The organism is Pantoea sp. X85, assembly GCF_029623675.1.
GTDB classification, from domain to species: domain Bacteria; phylum Pseudomonadota; class Gammaproteobacteria; order Enterobacterales; family Enterobacteriaceae; genus Pantoea; species Pantoea leporis.
Genome location: NZ_CP121108.1, coordinates 3,952,210 through 3,967,891, shown reverse-complemented (window position 1 = coordinate 3,967,891; position 15,682 = coordinate 3,952,210). Strand labels below are relative to the sequence as shown.

Here is a 15,682-nt window from a genome sequence, read left to right as displayed (position 1 = left end):
TCAATACCAGGAGATTTCATGAATCCGATTTTTCGCCGTACTGCGCTTGCGCTGGGATTGACCCTCTCGCTGGCCGCCGCCGCTCAGGCGCAGGATCTGCGTATTTCGATGTATGCCGATATCACCGGCCTCGATCCGCACGATACCTCCGATAACGTCAGCTACTCGGTGCAGAGCGGCATCTTCGAGCGTCTGTTCCAGTTCGATGCAAAGATGAAGCTGCAGCCGTGGCTGGCGACGAGTTACACCAGCAACGATAGCGCCACCGAATTTACCCTGACGCTGCGTAAAGACGTGACCTTCCAGGACGGCACGCCGTTCGATGCTGAAGCGGTGAAAGCCAACCTCGATCGCCTTGCCGATCAGAGCAAAGGCCTCAAGCGCAACAGCCTTTACAAGATGATTGCTAAGGTAACGGTGCTGGCGCCGGATCAGGTGAAAATCGATCTGAACCAATCGTTTGGTGCCTTCATTAACACGCTGGCGCATCCATCGGCGGTGATGTGGAGCCCGGCGATTCTCAAGCAGTATCCGGAAGAAGCGCAGCTGCGTCTGCATCCGGTCGGCACCGGCCCGTTCAAGTTTGTAACGTGGCAGCCGGGCAAAGCGGTGACGCTGGCGAAATACGACGGCTACTGGCAAAAAGGCTGGCCGAAAGTGGATAACGTGATCTTCTCGCCCAGCCCGGAAGATGCCACGCGCGTTGCGGCGCTGAAGTCGGGCCAGGTGGATGCGATCTGGCCGCTGCCATCCGATCTAATCGCCACCGTGCAAAGCGACAGCAAACTGGCGGTGCAGCGCGATCCGAGCATTTATCTCTATTACATGGCGATCAACACTCAGCACAAACCGCTGAATGATGTGCGCGTGCGGCAGGCGATCAACTACGCCATCGACCGCGATCTGTGGCTGAAAGTGGCGTTTGCCGGTATGGGTAAACCGGCCAGTTCGGCGATTCCGGAAGGCGTTCAGTTCTACCAGAAGCAGAGCGCGCCTAACTATCGCTATGCGCCAGATGAAGCCAAAGCGCTGCTGAAGGCCGCCGGTTATCCGAATGGCCTCGATCTTAAACTGTGGGTCACCAACGCCACCGCCAGCGTGCGTGCCGCGCAGGTGTTAAAAGCGCAGCTGGCAACGGTGGGCATTCGCGCCACGGTCACGCCGATGGATTCCGGCACACGCAACGCCAAACTGTGGGGCGTGAAGGATCCGAAACAGGCGGAATTTGATCTCTACTACGGCGGCTGGTCGACCTCAACCGGTGATGCCGATTGGGCCTTGCGTCCACTCTACGCCACCGAATCCTGGGTGCCGACCTCGTATAACGTTTCGTACTTCAGCAACGCCGAAGCCGACAAAGCGATTGCCGGTGGCTTAGCCACCGCCGATCCGGCCAAGCGTGGTGAAGCCTACGCCGAAGCGCAGAAAGTGTTGTGGAAAGAGGCACCGGTAGCGTTCCTCGGCACGCCAGACAACCTGGTCGGCAAACGCAGCACGCTGAGCGGTGTGTCGATGCTGCCGGATGGTAACTTCCTGTTTAATCAGGCGACGTTTAAGTAAAGGTTGGGTGCTCGCTTTCATCCTGCGAATGTGCTCGCTGTCCCCCTCCTCGGTCCTCCCCCATAAATGGGGGAGGAAGATGCTGCCACATGCAGCTTCATCACTGGCATGTGGCAGCATCTCCTTCCCCCGCAAGCGGGGGAAGGCCGGGATGGGGGGCAGCCAGCACGGTCTGGGGACAGCCAGCACGATCTGGAGACAGCCAGCACCATCTGGGAGCTACCAGCACCATCCCAAAAAATAAAGGAACCGCATGTTCGCATACATCATTCGCCGACTGCTGGAGATGATCCCCGTATTGCTGGTGGTCTCGCTGCTGGTCTTCGGCTTCATCAAACTGCTGCCTGGCGATCCGGCGCGTATCTATGCCGGACCGGATGCGCCTTTGGCCGCGGTGGAAGCAGCGCGTCAGCATCTCGGACTTAACGATCCGCTGCCGCAGCAATATATCAACTGGATCGGCGGCCTGCTGCGTGGCGATCTGGGCGTCACTTATCGCACCCAACAGCCGGTGCTGGACGTGATCAAACAGGGCTTTATGCCGACGCTGTGGCTGGCGCTGGCCGGGTTTGCCTGGTCGGTGATTCTGGGCTTATTCCTCGGCGTATTTGCCGCACTGAAACGCGGTAAATGGCAGGACTGGACCTTAATGAGCGTCGCCGTCGGCGGCATCTCCATGCCCACTTTCTGGCTCGGTCTGCTGCTGATCCAGTTCGTCGCCATGCCGTTTGGCCTGTTCTCCGTCAGCGGCTTCAACCAGCCCAGCGACATCGTATTACCCGCGATCACGCTCGGTTCCTCGGTGGCAGCGGTAATGGCGCGCTTCACCCGTTCGGCGTTTCTTGAAGTGGCGCAGGAAGATTACGTGCGCACCGCCAAAGCCAAAGGGCTGCGCAATCGGCTGGTGACATGGAAACACGTGATGCGCAATGCGTTGATCCCGGTGATCACCATGCTCGGTTTGCAATTCGGTTTCTTACTCGGCGGATCGATCGTGGTCGAAAGCGTGTTCAACTGGCCGGGATTGGGCTGGCTGTTGATCGAGTCGATCAAGGCGCAGGATCAGCCGGTGATCCAGGCATTAGTCATGCTGTTCGTGTTTGAATTTATCGTCATTAACCTGCTGGTCGATCTGCTGTATGCCGTGGTCAACCCAGCAATTCGCCTGCGACAGGAGCTCTGATGAGTCTGCAATCTCTGCCTGCCCACGCGCAGGAGGCGATCCGTTCGCCGTGGCGTGATTTCCTGCACGCGCTGGTGCGTAATCCGCTGGCGCTGGTCTCCGGTGGCTTTGTGCTGCTGCTGGTGCTGGTGGCTATTTTCGCACCCTGGCTGGCGCCATGGGATCCGATGGCGCCGGACTGGATGGCGCTGTCATCGCCGCCGTCCAGCACGCACTGGATGGGCACCGACGAACTCGGCCGCGATCTGTTCAGCCGCATCATTTTCGGCGCGCGTATCTCACTGTACGTTGGCGTGCTGTCGGTGACGCTCGGCATGGTGGTCGGCGTGCTGCTGGGCCTGCTGGCGGGCTATTACGGACGCTGGATCGATATGCTGATTATGCGTGGCTCCGACGTGCTGTTCGCCTTTCCCGGCATGCTGCTGGCGATTGCGGTGGTAGCGATTCTCGGTCCGGGACTCAACAACGTCATCATCGCGGTGGCCATCTTCAGCGTGCCGGTATTTGCCCGTATCGTGCGTGCTTCTACGCTGTCGCTGAAACAGGCAGCTTATGTTGAAGCGGTGCGCTGCGCCGGTGCGCCGGATCGCGTGATTCTGCTGCGCCATATTCTGCCGGGCACGCTGTCAAACGTGATTGTCTATTTCACTATGCGTATCGGCACCAGTATTCTGACCGCCGCCGGGCTGAGTTTTATCGGCCTCGGCCCGGAACCCGATGTGCCGGAGTGGGGCAATATTCTGGCGATGAGCCGCAGCATGATGATGGCGGGCTTGTGGCACGTCAGCGTGTTTCCGGGTCTGGCGATATTTATTACCGTGCTGGCGTTTAACCTGCTGGGTGATGCGCTGCGCGACACGCTCGATCCCAAACTGAAGAGCTAAGCATGGACTTTCAACAACTGCAGCGCGACCTGCTGCTGCAACGCTGGCGCAACGAGCGTCAGCTGGGACAACCGCGCAGCGCCAGCGGGCCAACCAATCGCATCAGCGATGTGCCCGGCGTGCGCGTCGGTCACTACACGCTAGCCGACGGCGAGCGACAAACCGGCGTTACCGCGATTGTGCCGCCGGGCGACAATCTGTTTATCCAGCCGCTGCCTTGTGCGGCGGCGGTGTTTAACGGTTTCGCCAAGCCGGTTGGCCTGGTGCAGGTTGAAGAGTTAGGCGTGCTGCAAACGCCGATTCTGCTGAGCAACACGCTGGCGATTGGCACGCTGTTTACCACGCTGGTGCGCGATGCCATCAGCCGTAACCCTGAGTTGGGCCGCAGCTTGCCCACGGTCAATCCGCTGGCGCTGGAGTGCAATGACGGCTGGCTTAACGATATTCAGGCGCTGGCGATCACCGAAGCGATGGCGCAGCAAGCACTCTATGACGCCACGGCAGATTTCGATCGCGGCAGCGTCGGTGCCGGGCGCGGCATGAGCTGTTTCAGTTTGAAAGGCGGCATTGGCACGGCATCGCGCAGTATTCCGTCGCTCAACGCCACGCTGGGCGTGCTGGTGCTGGCGAACTTTGGCGCGTTAACCGCGCTGACGCTGGATGGCGTACGCCTGGGTGAGATGATCGCGCCGCTGCTGCCGGAACTGACGCCGCAGCGCGATGCCGGTTCCATCATCATTATTATGGCGACCGATGCGCCGCTCGATGCACGTCAGCTGAAGCGCGTGGCCAAACGCGCCGGTGCCGGTTTGGGACGACTAGGCAGTTATTGGGGCCACGGTTCGGGCGATATCGCGCTGGCGTTTTCCACCCAGCCGCAACCGCAACCGCCAGAAGAGTCCACGCTGGAACCGCTGCTCGCCGCCGCCGCCGATGCCACCGAACACGCGGTGCTGGATGCCTTACTCAGCGCCGAATCTGTCACCGGTTTTCGCGGCCATCATCGGCCGTCGTTAACGGAAGTATTGGATAAATTAAGTTGATGAAAATCTTTATCTCAGCCGATATCGAAGGCATCGCCGGCGTGATGCGACCAGAACAGTGTTCACCCGGCCACGCCGAATACCAACTGGCACGCGGATTGATGGAACAGGAAGTTAACGCCGCGATCGATGGCGCCTTTGCTGGCGGCGCAACGGAAGTGGTGGTGGCCGACAGCCACGCGCAGATGACCAACCTGCGTGCGGAAAATATCGATCCCCGCGCGCGCATGGTGCAGGGCAAACCGCGCGGCTTATCGATGGTAGAAGGCATTGAGCAGCAGCCGTTTGATGGCCTGTTCTTTATCGGCTATCACAGCGCGGCGGGTGAACCGGGTGTGCTGGCGCACACCATTAACGGCCGTGCGTTCTGGCGCATTCACATCAACGGCAAGGTGATGGGCGAAAGCGACATTTACGCTGCAGCCGCGGCTGAACAGGGCACGCCGCTGTGGCTGGTGAGCGGCGACGACCAGCTTAAAGGCTGGATTGCCGAGCATTATCCCTCGGTGGATTACGTCTGTGTGAAACGCGCCATCTCGCACACCTGCGCCGAATCCATTAGCCCGCAGGCAGCGCAAAATGCCATTCGCGCTGCAGCGACGGCCGCCGTGCAACGCAAACGCCAGGTCAGCACCACGCGCCTGAGCGCGCCCTATGAGATGCAGCTGCAAGCCAGCAAACCGGTGCTGGCGGATTTGTTCAGCCTGATTCCCGGCGTGACGCGCATTGACGCGGTCACCGTTGGCTATCGCGCGGATGACATGAACACGTTGATTAGCCTGCTGAGCGCCTTCTCCTATCTGGCGACCACGCAGTCGTAATGTAAAATGTGCGATAAATCGCGCCGCTACCAATATGTGCACATACCGTAGCGGCGCAATTTATTGCGCGATGTGGAAAATAGCGTCATCAGGTCGGTCCGCATTTCCTGCTGAATTTTGCTAACCTGCGCGCAATTTATATATAACAACGAGGCAGTCATGCAGCTCTGCAGTTTTTATCTTATTGAACAGCAAAGAAAAAGTTACGGTATTGTGCAGCAAGAGGGCGTGATTGATATCGGCTTGCGTCTTGGAGCTGACTGCCCGGACCTGAAAACCTTGCTGCAACGCGGCGCGTTAAGCGATCTCGACGCCTATGTGTCCCAGCCGATTGATCACCCGCTTAGCGCCATTCGCTTCCTGCCAGTGGTGGAAAATCCTGGCAAAGTGTTCTGCGTTGGCATGAACTACGCTGACAAACGCAAAGAGTTTGCCGAGACGATTGAAGCGCCGACGCTATTTGTGCGTTTCGCGGATTCGCTGGCGGCGCACCAGCAGCCGCTGCTGAAACCCATCACCACGCAGGAATTTGATTACGAAGGTGAACTGGCGGTGATCATCGGCCAAGCGGCCTATCAGGTGAAAGCCGCCGATGCGTTGCAGCACGTTGCGGGCTACAGCTGCTTTATGGATGCCACGGTGCGCGACATGCAGTTTACCTGGTTCACCGCCGGGAAAAACTGGCAGCAGACCGGCGGTTTCGGACCGTGGATGACCACCGCTGACGAGATCCCCGATCCGCAGCAGCTGGCGATCAAAACCTGGCTCAATCAGCGCGAAGTGCAGAACGACACCACCGCCAGCATGGTGCATCCGGTGGCGAAGATCATTGAGTACATCTCCGCGTTCAGCCCGCTGTCGCCAGGCGATGTGATCATCACCGGTTCACCGGGCGGCGTCGGTAAAAAACGCACGCCACCGCTGTTTATGTTCCCCGGCGATGAGATTGAAGTCGAAATCGAGAAAATCGGTCGTTTACATCATTACGTGGCTTAGTGCCCGTCATACTTCGAGCCGCCGCTGCGTTGGCTACGTGTGCTCACCCCAGTCACTTACTGATGTAAGCTCCTGGGGATTCACTCACTTGCCGCCTTGCTGCAACTCGAATTATTTAGGGCGTGCTGTCTGTAAAAAGCGCACCACGCGGCTACGATTCAATTGCAGCCGCAGGGTGTCGCCTTCGCGCGCAATCGCGAAGCGCTTCTCCCACGGTCCATCCTGCGCGGTGGCTAATAGGCGATCGTTGCCCAGCGACTGCAAACGCGCACGAATTGCCGCCGGGCCGATGCCCATGATTAAGCTGTCGCCCTCAATCACCAACTCGCTGCGCCACTGCGGCGCGAACCAGCGGCCCTGCAGATGATCGAGGCTGGCCTGATCGGCCTGCACCGGCACAAAACGTCGGGCGGCATGACCAATCTCTCCCACAATCGCCGCGCCAGCATGGCGTAGTTGCATCGGGAAAGTGCTGGAGAGCGACACCGCCGTGCCGTGCACATCGTCACGCCACAAGGTTTCGCCTGCGCCGAGCCAGGTGGCGGTCACGCCTTTGATTTCCAGCCAGTCGGCGGCGTCTTCCGCCACGTAAAGTCCGGGCGTTAAATCGTGTCCTTTCTCCGGTAACGCGCGATTGAGCAGCGCCGCCATCACGCGCAGCACGCTTTCCGACGTGGTGACATCTTCGCGGTTGGCGACCAGCGCCACGCCGATTTTCAGCTCCGGATGCAGCAGGAAATAGCTCTTATAACCGGCATGCGAACCGCCGTGACCGAACAGCGTCTGGCTGCCAAGCGTCGAGCTGGTGATGCCCAAACCGTATCCGCTGGTGCGGCCATCGTTGAGATGACGCGGCGCGCTCAGGCGCTGCAGCACGCCCGCACCCGGCCCGCTATCGGCCAGCAGGCTTTGCAGCCAGCGCGTCAGATGATTCAGGCTGCCGGTGACGCTGCCCGATGCCGAGAGATGCAAACCGGCGCTGGAGTGCTGCCACTGCGCGCCGTTTTGCCAGTAGCCGGGCACTAAACCGGGCACAATATCGAACCAGCTTTCCGGCGCAATCAGGTTGATATCCAGCGGATCGCAGATGTACTGCTGCAGCAGGTCATTGAATAACACGCCTTTGGCTTTCAGCGCCTCTTCAACCAGCCGATAACCGGTATTGGTGTAGGAGATTTCGCTGCCGGGCGCGTAGTTGAGATCGCCTTCGCGCGCGACAAAATCCAGCAGGTCGTCGGCGCGGGTGGCGTTGTACACCGACAATCCCAGCAGCGATAAGGTTTCGCGCACGTCCGGCAAACCGCTGCTCATATCCAGCGCCTGGCCGACGGTGATCTGGCCGTTGGCGCCGCGCAGCTGCGGCAGATGCTGCACCAGCGGATCGTCGAGCTTGAGATAGCGGCGGCCCGGCCCGGTCACCAGCGCAGCAAACAGATGTTTGGTGATGGAGGCGAAACGTACCACGCTGTCGGCGCTGAACGGCGTTTGCTGCGCCAAATCAGCCAATCCGGCGCAGTGCGTTGAGTGAATCTGCTGCGCATCAAACAGGATCATCGCACCGCCCGGCGCGCCTGGCTGTTGCCAGCTTTCAGTGATCTGTTGTGCGACATCCGCGGCGCGTTGCCAGTAAGCGGTCATGCCGGTTCCTCCAGCGTCATGCTGAGATCGAAAAGTTGGGCGGTATGTGGATGCTGGATGCGCCGCGCGCGCAGATCGTCGGCGCTCAGCTGTTCCACCATCTCGCCATTCTGCATCACGCCAATGCGCTGACACAGATGCGTTACCACCGCGAGGTTATGCGTCACCATAATGTAGGTGAGTTTGCGCTCGCTGCGGAGATCGCTGAGTAAATTGAGTATTTCGGCCTGCACCGACACATCCAGCGCCGAGGTCGGCTCATCCAGCAGCAGCACTTCCGGTTCGGCGATCAGCGCGCGCGCAATCGCCACGCGCTGACGCTGGCCGCCCGACAGCTGATGCGGATAGCGGAAACGCACCGACGCGGGCAACCCCACTTCGCTTAACGCCTGGCTAATGCGCTGTTCGGCGCGATCAAGCTGATGCACCAGCAGCGGTTCGTGCAGGATGCGATCGATGGTCTGGCGCGGGTGCAGCGAACCAAACGGATCCTGAAATACCATCTGCACCTGACGATAGAAGGCGCGGCTGCGTTTGGCGCTGAGCTGCATGCCACCAAACAGCATGCTGCCTTGCCAGTCGGCATTCAGTCCGGCGAGCGCGCGCAGGATGGTGGATTTGCCCGAGCCGCTTTCACCGACCAGGCCAAAGCTTTCGCCGTTACCGACCGAGAAACTGACGTCTTTTACCGCCGTGTGCGCACCGAAGTTGATGCGCAGGTTATCGATTTGAATCATAAATTATTCTCGCCACGCGGCATCGCGCTGCAATACGGGTAAACGTTCGCGCGGATGGCGCAACGACGGCAAACACGCCAGCAAACCGCGCGTATAGGGATGCTGCGCCTGCTGCAACTGCCCGGCATCGAGCAGCTCAACGATGCGGCCGGCGTACATCACCGCCACGCGATCGCAGAAGTGCGACACCAGCGGCAAATCGTGGCTAATCAGAATCAGCCCCATGCCGCGCGCCGATACCAGCTCGTCAATCAGCTTAAGGATCTCCGCCTGCACCGTGGCATCCAGCGCGCTGGTGGGTTCATCGGCGATTAACAGCTCCGGATCGGGCGCCAGCATCATGGCAATCATCACGCGCTGGCCCATGCCGCCGGAAACTTCATGCGGATAGCGTTGCGCCACGGCTTCAGGGTCGCGAATCTTCACCAGCTCCAGCAGCTCAATCGCCGCCTGCATCGCCGCTTTGTGGCTGCCGCCTTTGTGCTCGCGCCAGGCTTCGGCAATCTGCTGGCCAATGGTCATCACCGGATTAAGCGAGTATTTCGGGTCCTGCAGGATAAAACCGACGCGCTTGCCGCGAATTTTGCGCAGCACTTTCTCGCTGGCTCCGCGCAGATCGATGCCGTCAAAGCGCAGCACATCGGCGCTCACTTCCGCGTTGCCCGGCAGTAGCTGCATCAGGCTGCGCGCGGTCAATGACTTGCCGGAGCCGCTTTCGCCGACAATGGCGAACTTCTCGTGGCCAACGCTAAAACTGACGCCGCGCACTGCTTCAACGGTTTCGCTGCGCGAGCGGAAGGCAACGCGCAGGTTCTCAATTTCCACCAACATTTAGCGCTCCTTAGGATCCAGCACGTCACGCAGACCGTCGCCGAGAAAGTTGAACGCCAGAGACGTCAGGAAAATCGCGATACATGGCATCAATGGCACCCACCATTCGCTGAACAGGAAACGACGCGCGGTGGCGATCATCGTGCCCCATTCCGGTGACGGCGGCTGCGCGCCCATGCCGAGAAAACCGAGGCTGGCAGCGGTGATGATGATGGAGCTCATGTCCAGCGTGACGCGCACAATCAGGCTCGGCACGCACAGCGGCATGATATGTCGCAGAATAATGCGCAGCGGCGAAGCGCCGGTCAGACGGCTGGCGGCGATAAAGTCGCTGTGGCGGAACTGCAGGGTTTCGGCCCGCGCCAGACGCGCATACGGCGGCCACGACGTCAGGGCAATCGCCAGAATCGCGCTCTCCACGCCGGGTTTCAGCGCGGCGACAAACGCCAGCGCCAGAATCAGACGCGGGAAGGCGAGGAAGATGTCGGTCAAACGCATCAGCGCTTTATCGATGAAACCGCCGGCATAGCCGGCGATGCAGCCAATCAGCAGACCGAGCGGCGCGGTGAGCAGCACCACGGCGATCACCATGCCGAGCGTGGTGCGGCCGCCGTAGATAATGCGCGTCCAGACATCGCGCCCCAGCTCATCGGTGCCGAGCCAGTGCGCGGCGGAAGGGGCCGCAAGACGGTTTTCCAGATGCTGCATACCGGGTTCGAACGGCGTCAGCCACGGGGCAAACAGCGCCAGCAGCAGCATCACCGCCACCACCAGCAATCCGGCCATCGCCAGCGGATTACTGCGCAGGCTGAGCCACAGGCGATAACGCCGGCCCCACACCGCCTGGCGGCGATTGGCTGGCGTGTCGTCGAGCAGCCATTCTCGTGAGAAGAAGATCATTTTACGCGCGGGTCCCAAAGTCGATAGAGAAGGTCAGCCAGCTGATTGAGCAGCACATACACGGTGCCGACCAGCAAAGTGGCGCCGATCACCGGGTTCATGTCGGCGTTCATCAGCGATGTGGTGAGATATTGGCCGATGCCGGGCCAGGCGAAGACGTTTTCCGTCACCACCGCGCCCTCCAGCAATCCGGCGTAGGTCAGCGCCAGCACCGTAACCAGCTGAACCGCCACGGTGGGAAACGCATGCCGCCAAATCACCCGCCGTGATGACAAACCTTTAGCGCGCGCGGTGATCACGAACTCGCCGCTCAGCGCGTTGAGCATAAAGGTGCGCGTCATACGTGTGATGTAGGCCATGCTGAAGTAGGCCAGAATCAGCACCGGCTGCGCCATGTGGGCCAGCGCATCCCAGAAGGCGTCGGTTTCTCCGGCCAGCAGCGAATCAATGGTGAGGAAGCCGGTGACCTGCGGCACCATATCCTGCCAGATGATGTCCTGCCGTCCGGGGCCGGGCGCGATGCCGAGCACCGCGTAGAACACCAGCAGGCTCAGCAGCGCCAGCACAAATACCGGCAGCGAATGGCCGGCGAGACAGATCACGCGAATGGTTTGATCGACCCACGAACGTTGACGCACCGCCGCCCACACGCCAAGCGGAATGCCGATCAGCGCCGCGATGATGATGGCCGCCGTTGCCAGCTCCATGGTGGCGGGGAAGAAGCGGGCGATATCGGTAATCACCGGATTCGAGGTGAGAATCGATTTACCGAGATCGCCATGCAGCAGTTGATTGAGGTAGTGACCAAACTGCACGTAAAGGGGCTGATCCAGCCCCATTTCTGCACGCACGCGCTCAACCACCGATTGCGGTGCGTTATCACCGACCGCCGCCAGCACCGGATCGGTGGGCATGACGCGGCCAATGAAAAAGGTCAACACCGACAGACCAAACAGCGTCAGCACCAGGCTTCCCAGGGTGCTGACGATTCTCTTCAGTAACGGCATCAGGCTTTTTTCACCTGCGCATACGGCCACTGCTCCAGCACGGTCATGTGGACATCACTCAGCGCTTTGCTGGTGGCCACGTTTTTGGTCTTCTGCATCATGAAAATAAACGGGCTCTTCTCGCGGCCTAACTGCTGAATCTGCTGATAGAGCGCGATGCGCTTCGTCGGATCCGGCTCATGCAGCGCCTGCTCGGTGAGTTTGTTAAATTCATCGTCTGACCAGCTGCAGCGCCACGCCAGCGTTCGCGCACGCGCGTTATCGCTGTTGTCGGTGTTAACGCAGAAGGCTTCGGTGTTGGAGTTGGGATCAAAGTAATCGGCGCCCCAAACCGTCAATGCCAGCTGATGCTGACGCGCACGCATCTTGGTCAGAACCTGGCGGTTTTCGGCGGCGATCAGTGACACTTTGATGCCAATCGCGCCCAATTGCGTCTGAATTGCCTGCGCGATGTCCGGATAGGGTTGCATGGAGTAGTGATCGAGGGTGATTTCGAAACCGTCCGGATATCCCGCTTCGGCCAGCAGCGCTTTGGCTTTCGCCACATCTTTGTGGAATGGCGTATCGTCCAGCGCCGCCGGGAAGCCGCTCGGCAGGAAGCTTTGATGGGTAACAAAACTCATCGACAGAATGTTTTTCTGAATGCTGTCGTAATCCAGCGCCCACTTCAGCGCCTGCCACACCTGCGGTTTTTTCAGGTAAGGATTATTGGTGTTGCACGACATCAGCATGATGGCCGACAGCGACTGATTCACCAGCGACACGCTGCTGTCGTTTTTCACCTGCAGCAGCTGTTCGGTGGTGAGGTCATATGCGGCATCAACATCGCCTTTTTTCAGCATCAGCGCCTGCGCGGCTGGGTCGGCAATGTGTTTGAGGATCACGCGTTTGGTTTTGCTGGCGCCTTTATATTGCGGGCTGATCTCCAGAATCACCGTTTCGCTGGCATTCCAGGTGCGCAGGGTAAAGGCACCGGAACCAGCGCTGTGCTGTTTCAGCCAGCCGTTACCGAAGTCATTGTTCTGCTGGTTCGCCAGACAGGCTTTCTTCGACACGATGCTGCCGACGGTGGCGGACAAGCAGTAGAGCAGGAAGGTTTCGGCCGCCGGCGCGCCGAGTTTCATCTCCACGGTGTGCGCATCTTTCGCGGTGACCCGCTGCGTCACGTTGTCTTTGGTAAAGCCAAACTGGTTGATAATAAAGGCCGGGCTCTTATCCAGCTTGACGATACGCTCAATCGAGAACGCCACGTCTTCTGCGGTAAGCGGCGAACCATCGGCGAATTTGGCTGCCGGATCGAGATGGAACGTGTAGGTGCCGTTATCGCTGCTGACGTCCCAGCTTTGCGCCAGTTGACCAATCACTTTATCGGCTTGATTGGGATCGGGCGTGACTAAACGTTGATAGAGGTTGCCGCAGATCTGGCCGCCGGTGGCTTCGAAGCTTTCGTGTGGATCGAGGCTGGTGATGTTATCGAGCTGCATCGCGATCACCAGCATGGTCGGCGGCGTCGCGGCAAAGGAAGCATTCAGGCTGAGGTAGGAAACAACAGGTACAGCAGTGCATCCTGCAAGAAAACGTCTTCTGGTAACCATGTAAACTCCCAACTTATTGATAATTAAAATAAAAAATTGCCGTTTGATTGTTTTTTGTCTTGACTTTAGGCACCCGCCGGAGGATTAATACCGGTTCTACGTCCTTTGTTTCACGCGTATGGTTTTGCCCTTTTATGGTGCAATTTGCTCCGCCAGCTGGCAGTGCTGCGCTTTCCCCCGAACATGGAACTGAACAACATGTCTGACTCGATTACCCTCGATATTCCGGTCTTTGACGGCCATAACGATGTGCTGAATAAGCTGTGGCAGCACCATCAGCCGGACGCGGTTAATGCCTTTTTTACTGGCACCAAAACGGGCCAAATGGATTTGCCGCGTATCCGTCAGGGAAATATGGCAGGTGGCATTTTCGCCACCTGGGTGCCGTCCCACCCTCTGATTGCAAGAAGTGCGCCAGACTTCGCAGATTTTCCTCAGGAAATTATCAACTCAGCGCGCGACGCGACTTTTTCCATGCTGGCGCTGCTGCTGCGCATTGAGCAGGCCTCGAATGGCCAGGTGAAGATTTGCCGCAGCGTGCGCGAGATTCGTCACTGCATGGCGAACACGGTGTTAGCGGTGGTGATGCACGTCGAAGGTGCGGAAGCGCTGGATACCCACGGCGAGCTGCTCGACATGCTGTATGCCAGCGGCTTGCGCACGCTGGGACCGCTGTGGAGCCGCCCGAATCAGTTCGGCGACGGCGTGCCGTTCCTCTATCCCTCGTCGCCGGATATCGGCAACGGCCTGACGGCAGCGGGCAAGCAGCTGGTGCGCGACTGTAATCGCCGCCGTATCATGGTCGACTTGTCGCACATGGATGAGAAAGGCTTCTGGCATACCGCCGAAATCAGCGATGCGCCGCTGGTGGCGAGCCACTCCAACGCGCATGTGCTCAGTGCGCAGTCACGTAATCTCACCGATCGCCAGCTGGCGGCGATTGCCGAAACCAACGGCTTTGTAGGCGTCAATTTTGCCGTGCCGTTCCTGCGTGAAGATGGCGATCGCCATGCGCCGACCGGCGTCGATGCCATCGTGCGTCACGTTGAGTATCTGCTGGAAAAAGTGGGGGAAGAGGGCGTCGGTTTTGGTTCGGATCTCGATGGCGCCACCATGCCGGGCGATCTGAAGGACGTGGCCGGATTCCCGCTGCTGGTGCAGGCGCTGGCGCAACGCGGCTATTCACGCGAGCTGCTGGAGAAGATTTGCCACGGCAACTGGCTGCGCGTGCTTGAAGCCACCTGGGGCGAATAATCATGCGGCTGCGGCATATTGAAGTCTTTCAGGCGATTGTGCAGACCGGCAGCATCAGTGCGGCGGCGCGTTTGCTGAATGTGTCGCAGCCGAATGTCAGCCGCGTGCTTAATCACGCCGAGCAGCAGCTCGGTTTTGCGCTGTTTGAGCGGCGCGCGCAGGGCATGGTGGTGACGGCAGAAGGGCGGCGCTTGCTGCCGGAAGTGGAAGATATCTATCAGCGTTTACAGGCGATTACCCAACTGACCGAGCAACTGCGGCGCGGCGAAGGGCAAACGGTGCGCGTGGGTGCTGCGCATGCGTTTGGTCAGATGGTATTAGCACCCGCGCTGGTGAACTGGCGGCAACAGGCGGCGTCGGTCAGCGTGGAACTGGTCACCGAGCACTTCAGCACCTTGTGCCGCATGCTGATGGATAATCAGCTCGATTTCGCGCTGGTGTTTGGTCAGCAGGTGGATGCCGATTTACTGGCGGAACCGCTGTTTCAGTCGTCGATGGTGGCGTTGCTGCCGCGCGATCACACCCACCATGAGCCGGTGACGCTGGAGTGGCTGTGCGCCAACAACCTGTTGATGATGCAGAATCAGGATCCGCTTGGTCGGGTGCTGCACCGCGCGCTGCGCGATAAAGGGCTCAATCCGGCGGTATCGCTGTCGATTAAAACCTATTCGGTGATTGCCGATATGGTGCTGGCGGGCGGCGGCGTCGGGATTGTCGATCTGTTTACCGCGTGCCGTTATGCCGACCAGCTCAAGTTGTTGCCGGTCGCGCAGCCGCTACCGTTTGAAGTGATGTTAATCAGTCGCCGCGATCAGCCGCAGTCGCAATCAACGCTGCAGCTGAAACAGGTGATTCGCAACAAGCTGTGGGAGATCGCGCGCCAGTGTGAATCGCAGTTTTTCACCCGCCCGGCATAACGCCAATTGCCGGTGTGCATATTCATAGTCACCCGGTCGCCATGCATGGCGACTTTACGGAGCTTACAGCGATTGTGAGTTAAGAAAACGCATTGCTGCTGCAGCGAGGCTGTTGAGGCGACATCCCAATCCGCTGAACGATTGAGGGATTCCAGGACGAGCCGCATGGATGCGGCGAGAGGTGGCGTTGAGCAGGAGCGAATCGACACCGGTCCGTCAGGAATCGTGAATGAGTGAAGGTACCGCGAAGCGGCGGGTTGGGCTGGCGCAAGGCCTGGGAGTGCAGAGGGCGTGGCCAGACGCCCTCTGCTCGGTC

14 protein-coding genes are annotated in these 15,682 nt (G+C 59.6%); 8 read left to right on the top strand and 6 right to left on the bottom strand.

The features are described 5' to 3' along the window. Positions 1–18: 18 nt before the first annotated feature. From P6287_RS18490 to P6287_RS18465, 6 genes are all read left to right on the top strand, one after another. Positions 19–1,560, top strand: coding sequence for a glutathione ABC transporter substrate-binding protein (locus tag P6287_RS18490; protein WP_101762769.1), 1,542 nt, complete (start codon positions 19–21; stop codon positions 1,558–1,560). A gap of 253 nt (positions 1,561–1,813) precedes the next feature. Further along, complete coding sequence (locus P6287_RS18485) at positions 1,814–2,743, top strand: ABC transporter permease subunit (RefSeq protein ID WP_277974226.1); 930 nt, start codon at positions 1,814–1,816, stop codon at positions 2,741–2,743. Continuing rightward, positions 2,743–3,627, top strand: coding sequence for an ABC transporter permease subunit (locus P6287_RS18480; RefSeq protein WP_007891891.1), 885 nt, complete (start codon positions 2,743–2,745; stop codon positions 3,625–3,627). The genes P6287_RS18485 and P6287_RS18480 overlap by 1 nt, the downstream gene beginning before the upstream one ends. Positions 3,628–3,629: 2 nt before the next feature. Beyond that, entirely contained in the window at positions 3,630–4,670 is a 1,041-nt protein-coding gene (locus P6287_RS18475; RefSeq protein WP_277974225.1) for a P1 family peptidase, read from the top strand. Further along, entirely contained in the window at positions 4,670–5,491 is an 822-nt protein-coding gene (locus P6287_RS18470) for a M55 family metallopeptidase (protein ID WP_222235034.1), read from the top strand. The genes P6287_RS18475 and P6287_RS18470 overlap by 1 nt, the downstream gene beginning before the upstream one ends. A 159-nt stretch (positions 5,492–5,650) precedes the next feature. Then, a complete protein-coding gene (locus tag P6287_RS18465) occupies positions 5,651–6,487 on the top strand; it encodes a fumarylacetoacetate hydrolase family protein (protein WP_277974224.1) in 837 nt (278 codons plus the stop codon). A 111-nt stretch (positions 6,488–6,598) separates the two neighbouring features. On the opposite strand, the gene P6287_RS18460 is transcribed toward P6287_RS18465, so the two are convergent. Genes P6287_RS18460 through P6287_RS18435 form a run of 6 tightly spaced genes read right to left on the bottom strand, consistent with a single transcriptional unit; the run spans position 6,599 to position 13,195 of the window. Next, the gene (locus P6287_RS18460) at positions 6,599–8,125 is read right to left on the bottom strand and encodes a serine hydrolase domain-containing protein (RefSeq protein ID WP_277974223.1); all 1,527 of its coding nucleotides are present in this window, start codon (positions 8,123–8,125) and stop codon (positions 6,599–6,601) included. After that, the gene (locus tag P6287_RS18455) at positions 8,122–8,862 is read right to left on the bottom strand and encodes an ABC transporter ATP-binding protein (RefSeq protein WP_110867700.1); all 741 of its coding nucleotides are present in this window, start codon (positions 8,860–8,862) and stop codon (positions 8,122–8,124) included. The genes P6287_RS18460 and P6287_RS18455 overlap by 4 nt, the downstream gene beginning before the upstream one ends. A gap of 3 nt (positions 8,863–8,865) precedes the next feature. Further along, positions 8,866–9,693 carry an ABC transporter ATP-binding protein gene (locus P6287_RS18450; RefSeq protein ID WP_277974222.1) on the bottom strand — a complete coding sequence of 276 codons (828 nt, stop codon included), beginning with the start codon at positions 9,691–9,693 and terminating at the stop codon, positions 8,866–8,868. Further along, positions 9,694–10,593, bottom strand: a complete 900-nt coding sequence (locus P6287_RS18445; protein WP_061719814.1) for an ABC transporter permease — start codon at positions 10,591–10,593, stop codon at positions 9,694–9,696. Further along, positions 10,590–11,600 (bottom strand): ABC transporter permease, encoded by a 1,011-nt coding sequence (locus P6287_RS18440; RefSeq protein WP_008106687.1) that lies wholly within the window; start codon positions 11,598–11,600, stop codon positions 10,590–10,592. Before P6287_RS18440 ends, P6287_RS18445 begins: the two co-directional genes overlap by 4 nt. Then, on the bottom strand, positions 11,600–13,195 hold the full coding sequence (locus P6287_RS18435) for an ABC transporter substrate-binding protein (RefSeq protein ID WP_277974221.1): 1,596 nt from the start codon (positions 13,193–13,195) through the stop codon (positions 11,600–11,602). The genes P6287_RS18440 and P6287_RS18435 overlap by 1 nt, the downstream gene beginning before the upstream one ends. Positions 13,196–13,393: 198 nt before the next feature. Here P6287_RS18435 and P6287_RS18430 point away from each other — a divergent pair, with 198 nt between their 5' ends. Further along, positions 13,394–14,449 (top strand): dipeptidase, encoded by a 1,056-nt coding sequence (locus P6287_RS18430; RefSeq protein WP_277974220.1) that lies wholly within the window; start codon positions 13,394–13,396, stop codon positions 14,447–14,449. A gap of 2 nt (positions 14,450–14,451) precedes the next feature. Next, positions 14,452–15,366, top strand: a complete 915-nt coding sequence (locus tag P6287_RS18425; protein WP_137386723.1) for a LysR family transcriptional regulator — start codon at positions 14,452–14,454, stop codon at positions 15,364–15,366. Positions 15,367–15,682: the final 316 nt, after the last annotated feature.

Coding starts and splice junctions, on each gene's coding strand:
- P6287_RS18475 (WP_277974225.1), top strand. CDS start 3,630: ATGGACTTTCAACAACTGCAGCGCGACCTGCTGCTGCAACGCTGGCGC.
- P6287_RS18435 (WP_277974221.1), bottom strand. CDS start 13,195: ATGGTTACCAGAAGACGTTTTCTTGCAGGATGCACTGCTGTACCTGTT.
- P6287_RS18480 (WP_007891891.1), top strand. CDS start 2,743: ATGAGTCTGCAATCTCTGCCTGCCCACGCGCAGGAGGCGATCCGTTCG.
- P6287_RS18485 (WP_277974226.1), top strand. CDS start 1,814: ATGTTCGCATACATCATTCGCCGACTGCTGGAGATGATCCCCGTATTG.
- P6287_RS18460 (WP_277974223.1), bottom strand. CDS start 8,125: ATGACCGCTTACTGGCAACGCGCCGCGGATGTCGCACAACAGATCACT.
- P6287_RS18490 (WP_101762769.1), top strand. CDS start 19: ATGAATCCGATTTTTCGCCGTACTGCGCTTGCGCTGGGATTGACCCTC.
- P6287_RS18425 (WP_137386723.1), top strand. CDS start 14,452: ATGCGGCTGCGGCATATTGAAGTCTTTCAGGCGATTGTGCAGACCGGC.
- P6287_RS18455 (WP_110867700.1), bottom strand. CDS start 8,862: ATGATTCAAATCGATAACCTGCGCATCAACTTCGGTGCGCACACGGCG.
- P6287_RS18440 (WP_008106687.1), bottom strand. CDS start 11,600: ATGCCGTTACTGAAGAGAATCGTCAGCACCCTGGGAAGCCTGGTGCTG.
- P6287_RS18445 (WP_061719814.1), bottom strand. CDS start 10,593: ATGATCTTCTTCTCACGAGAATGGCTGCTCGACGACACGCCAGCCAAT.
- P6287_RS18465 (WP_277974224.1), top strand. CDS start 5,651: ATGCAGCTCTGCAGTTTTTATCTTATTGAACAGCAAAGAAAAAGTTAC.
- P6287_RS18430 (WP_277974220.1), top strand. CDS start 13,394: ATGTCTGACTCGATTACCCTCGATATTCCGGTCTTTGACGGCCATAAC.
- P6287_RS18470 (WP_222235034.1), top strand. CDS start 4,670: ATGAAAATCTTTATCTCAGCCGATATCGAAGGCATCGCCGGCGTGATG.
- P6287_RS18450 (WP_277974222.1), bottom strand. CDS start 9,693: ATGTTGGTGGAAATTGAGAACCTGCGCGTTGCCTTCCGCTCGCGCAGC.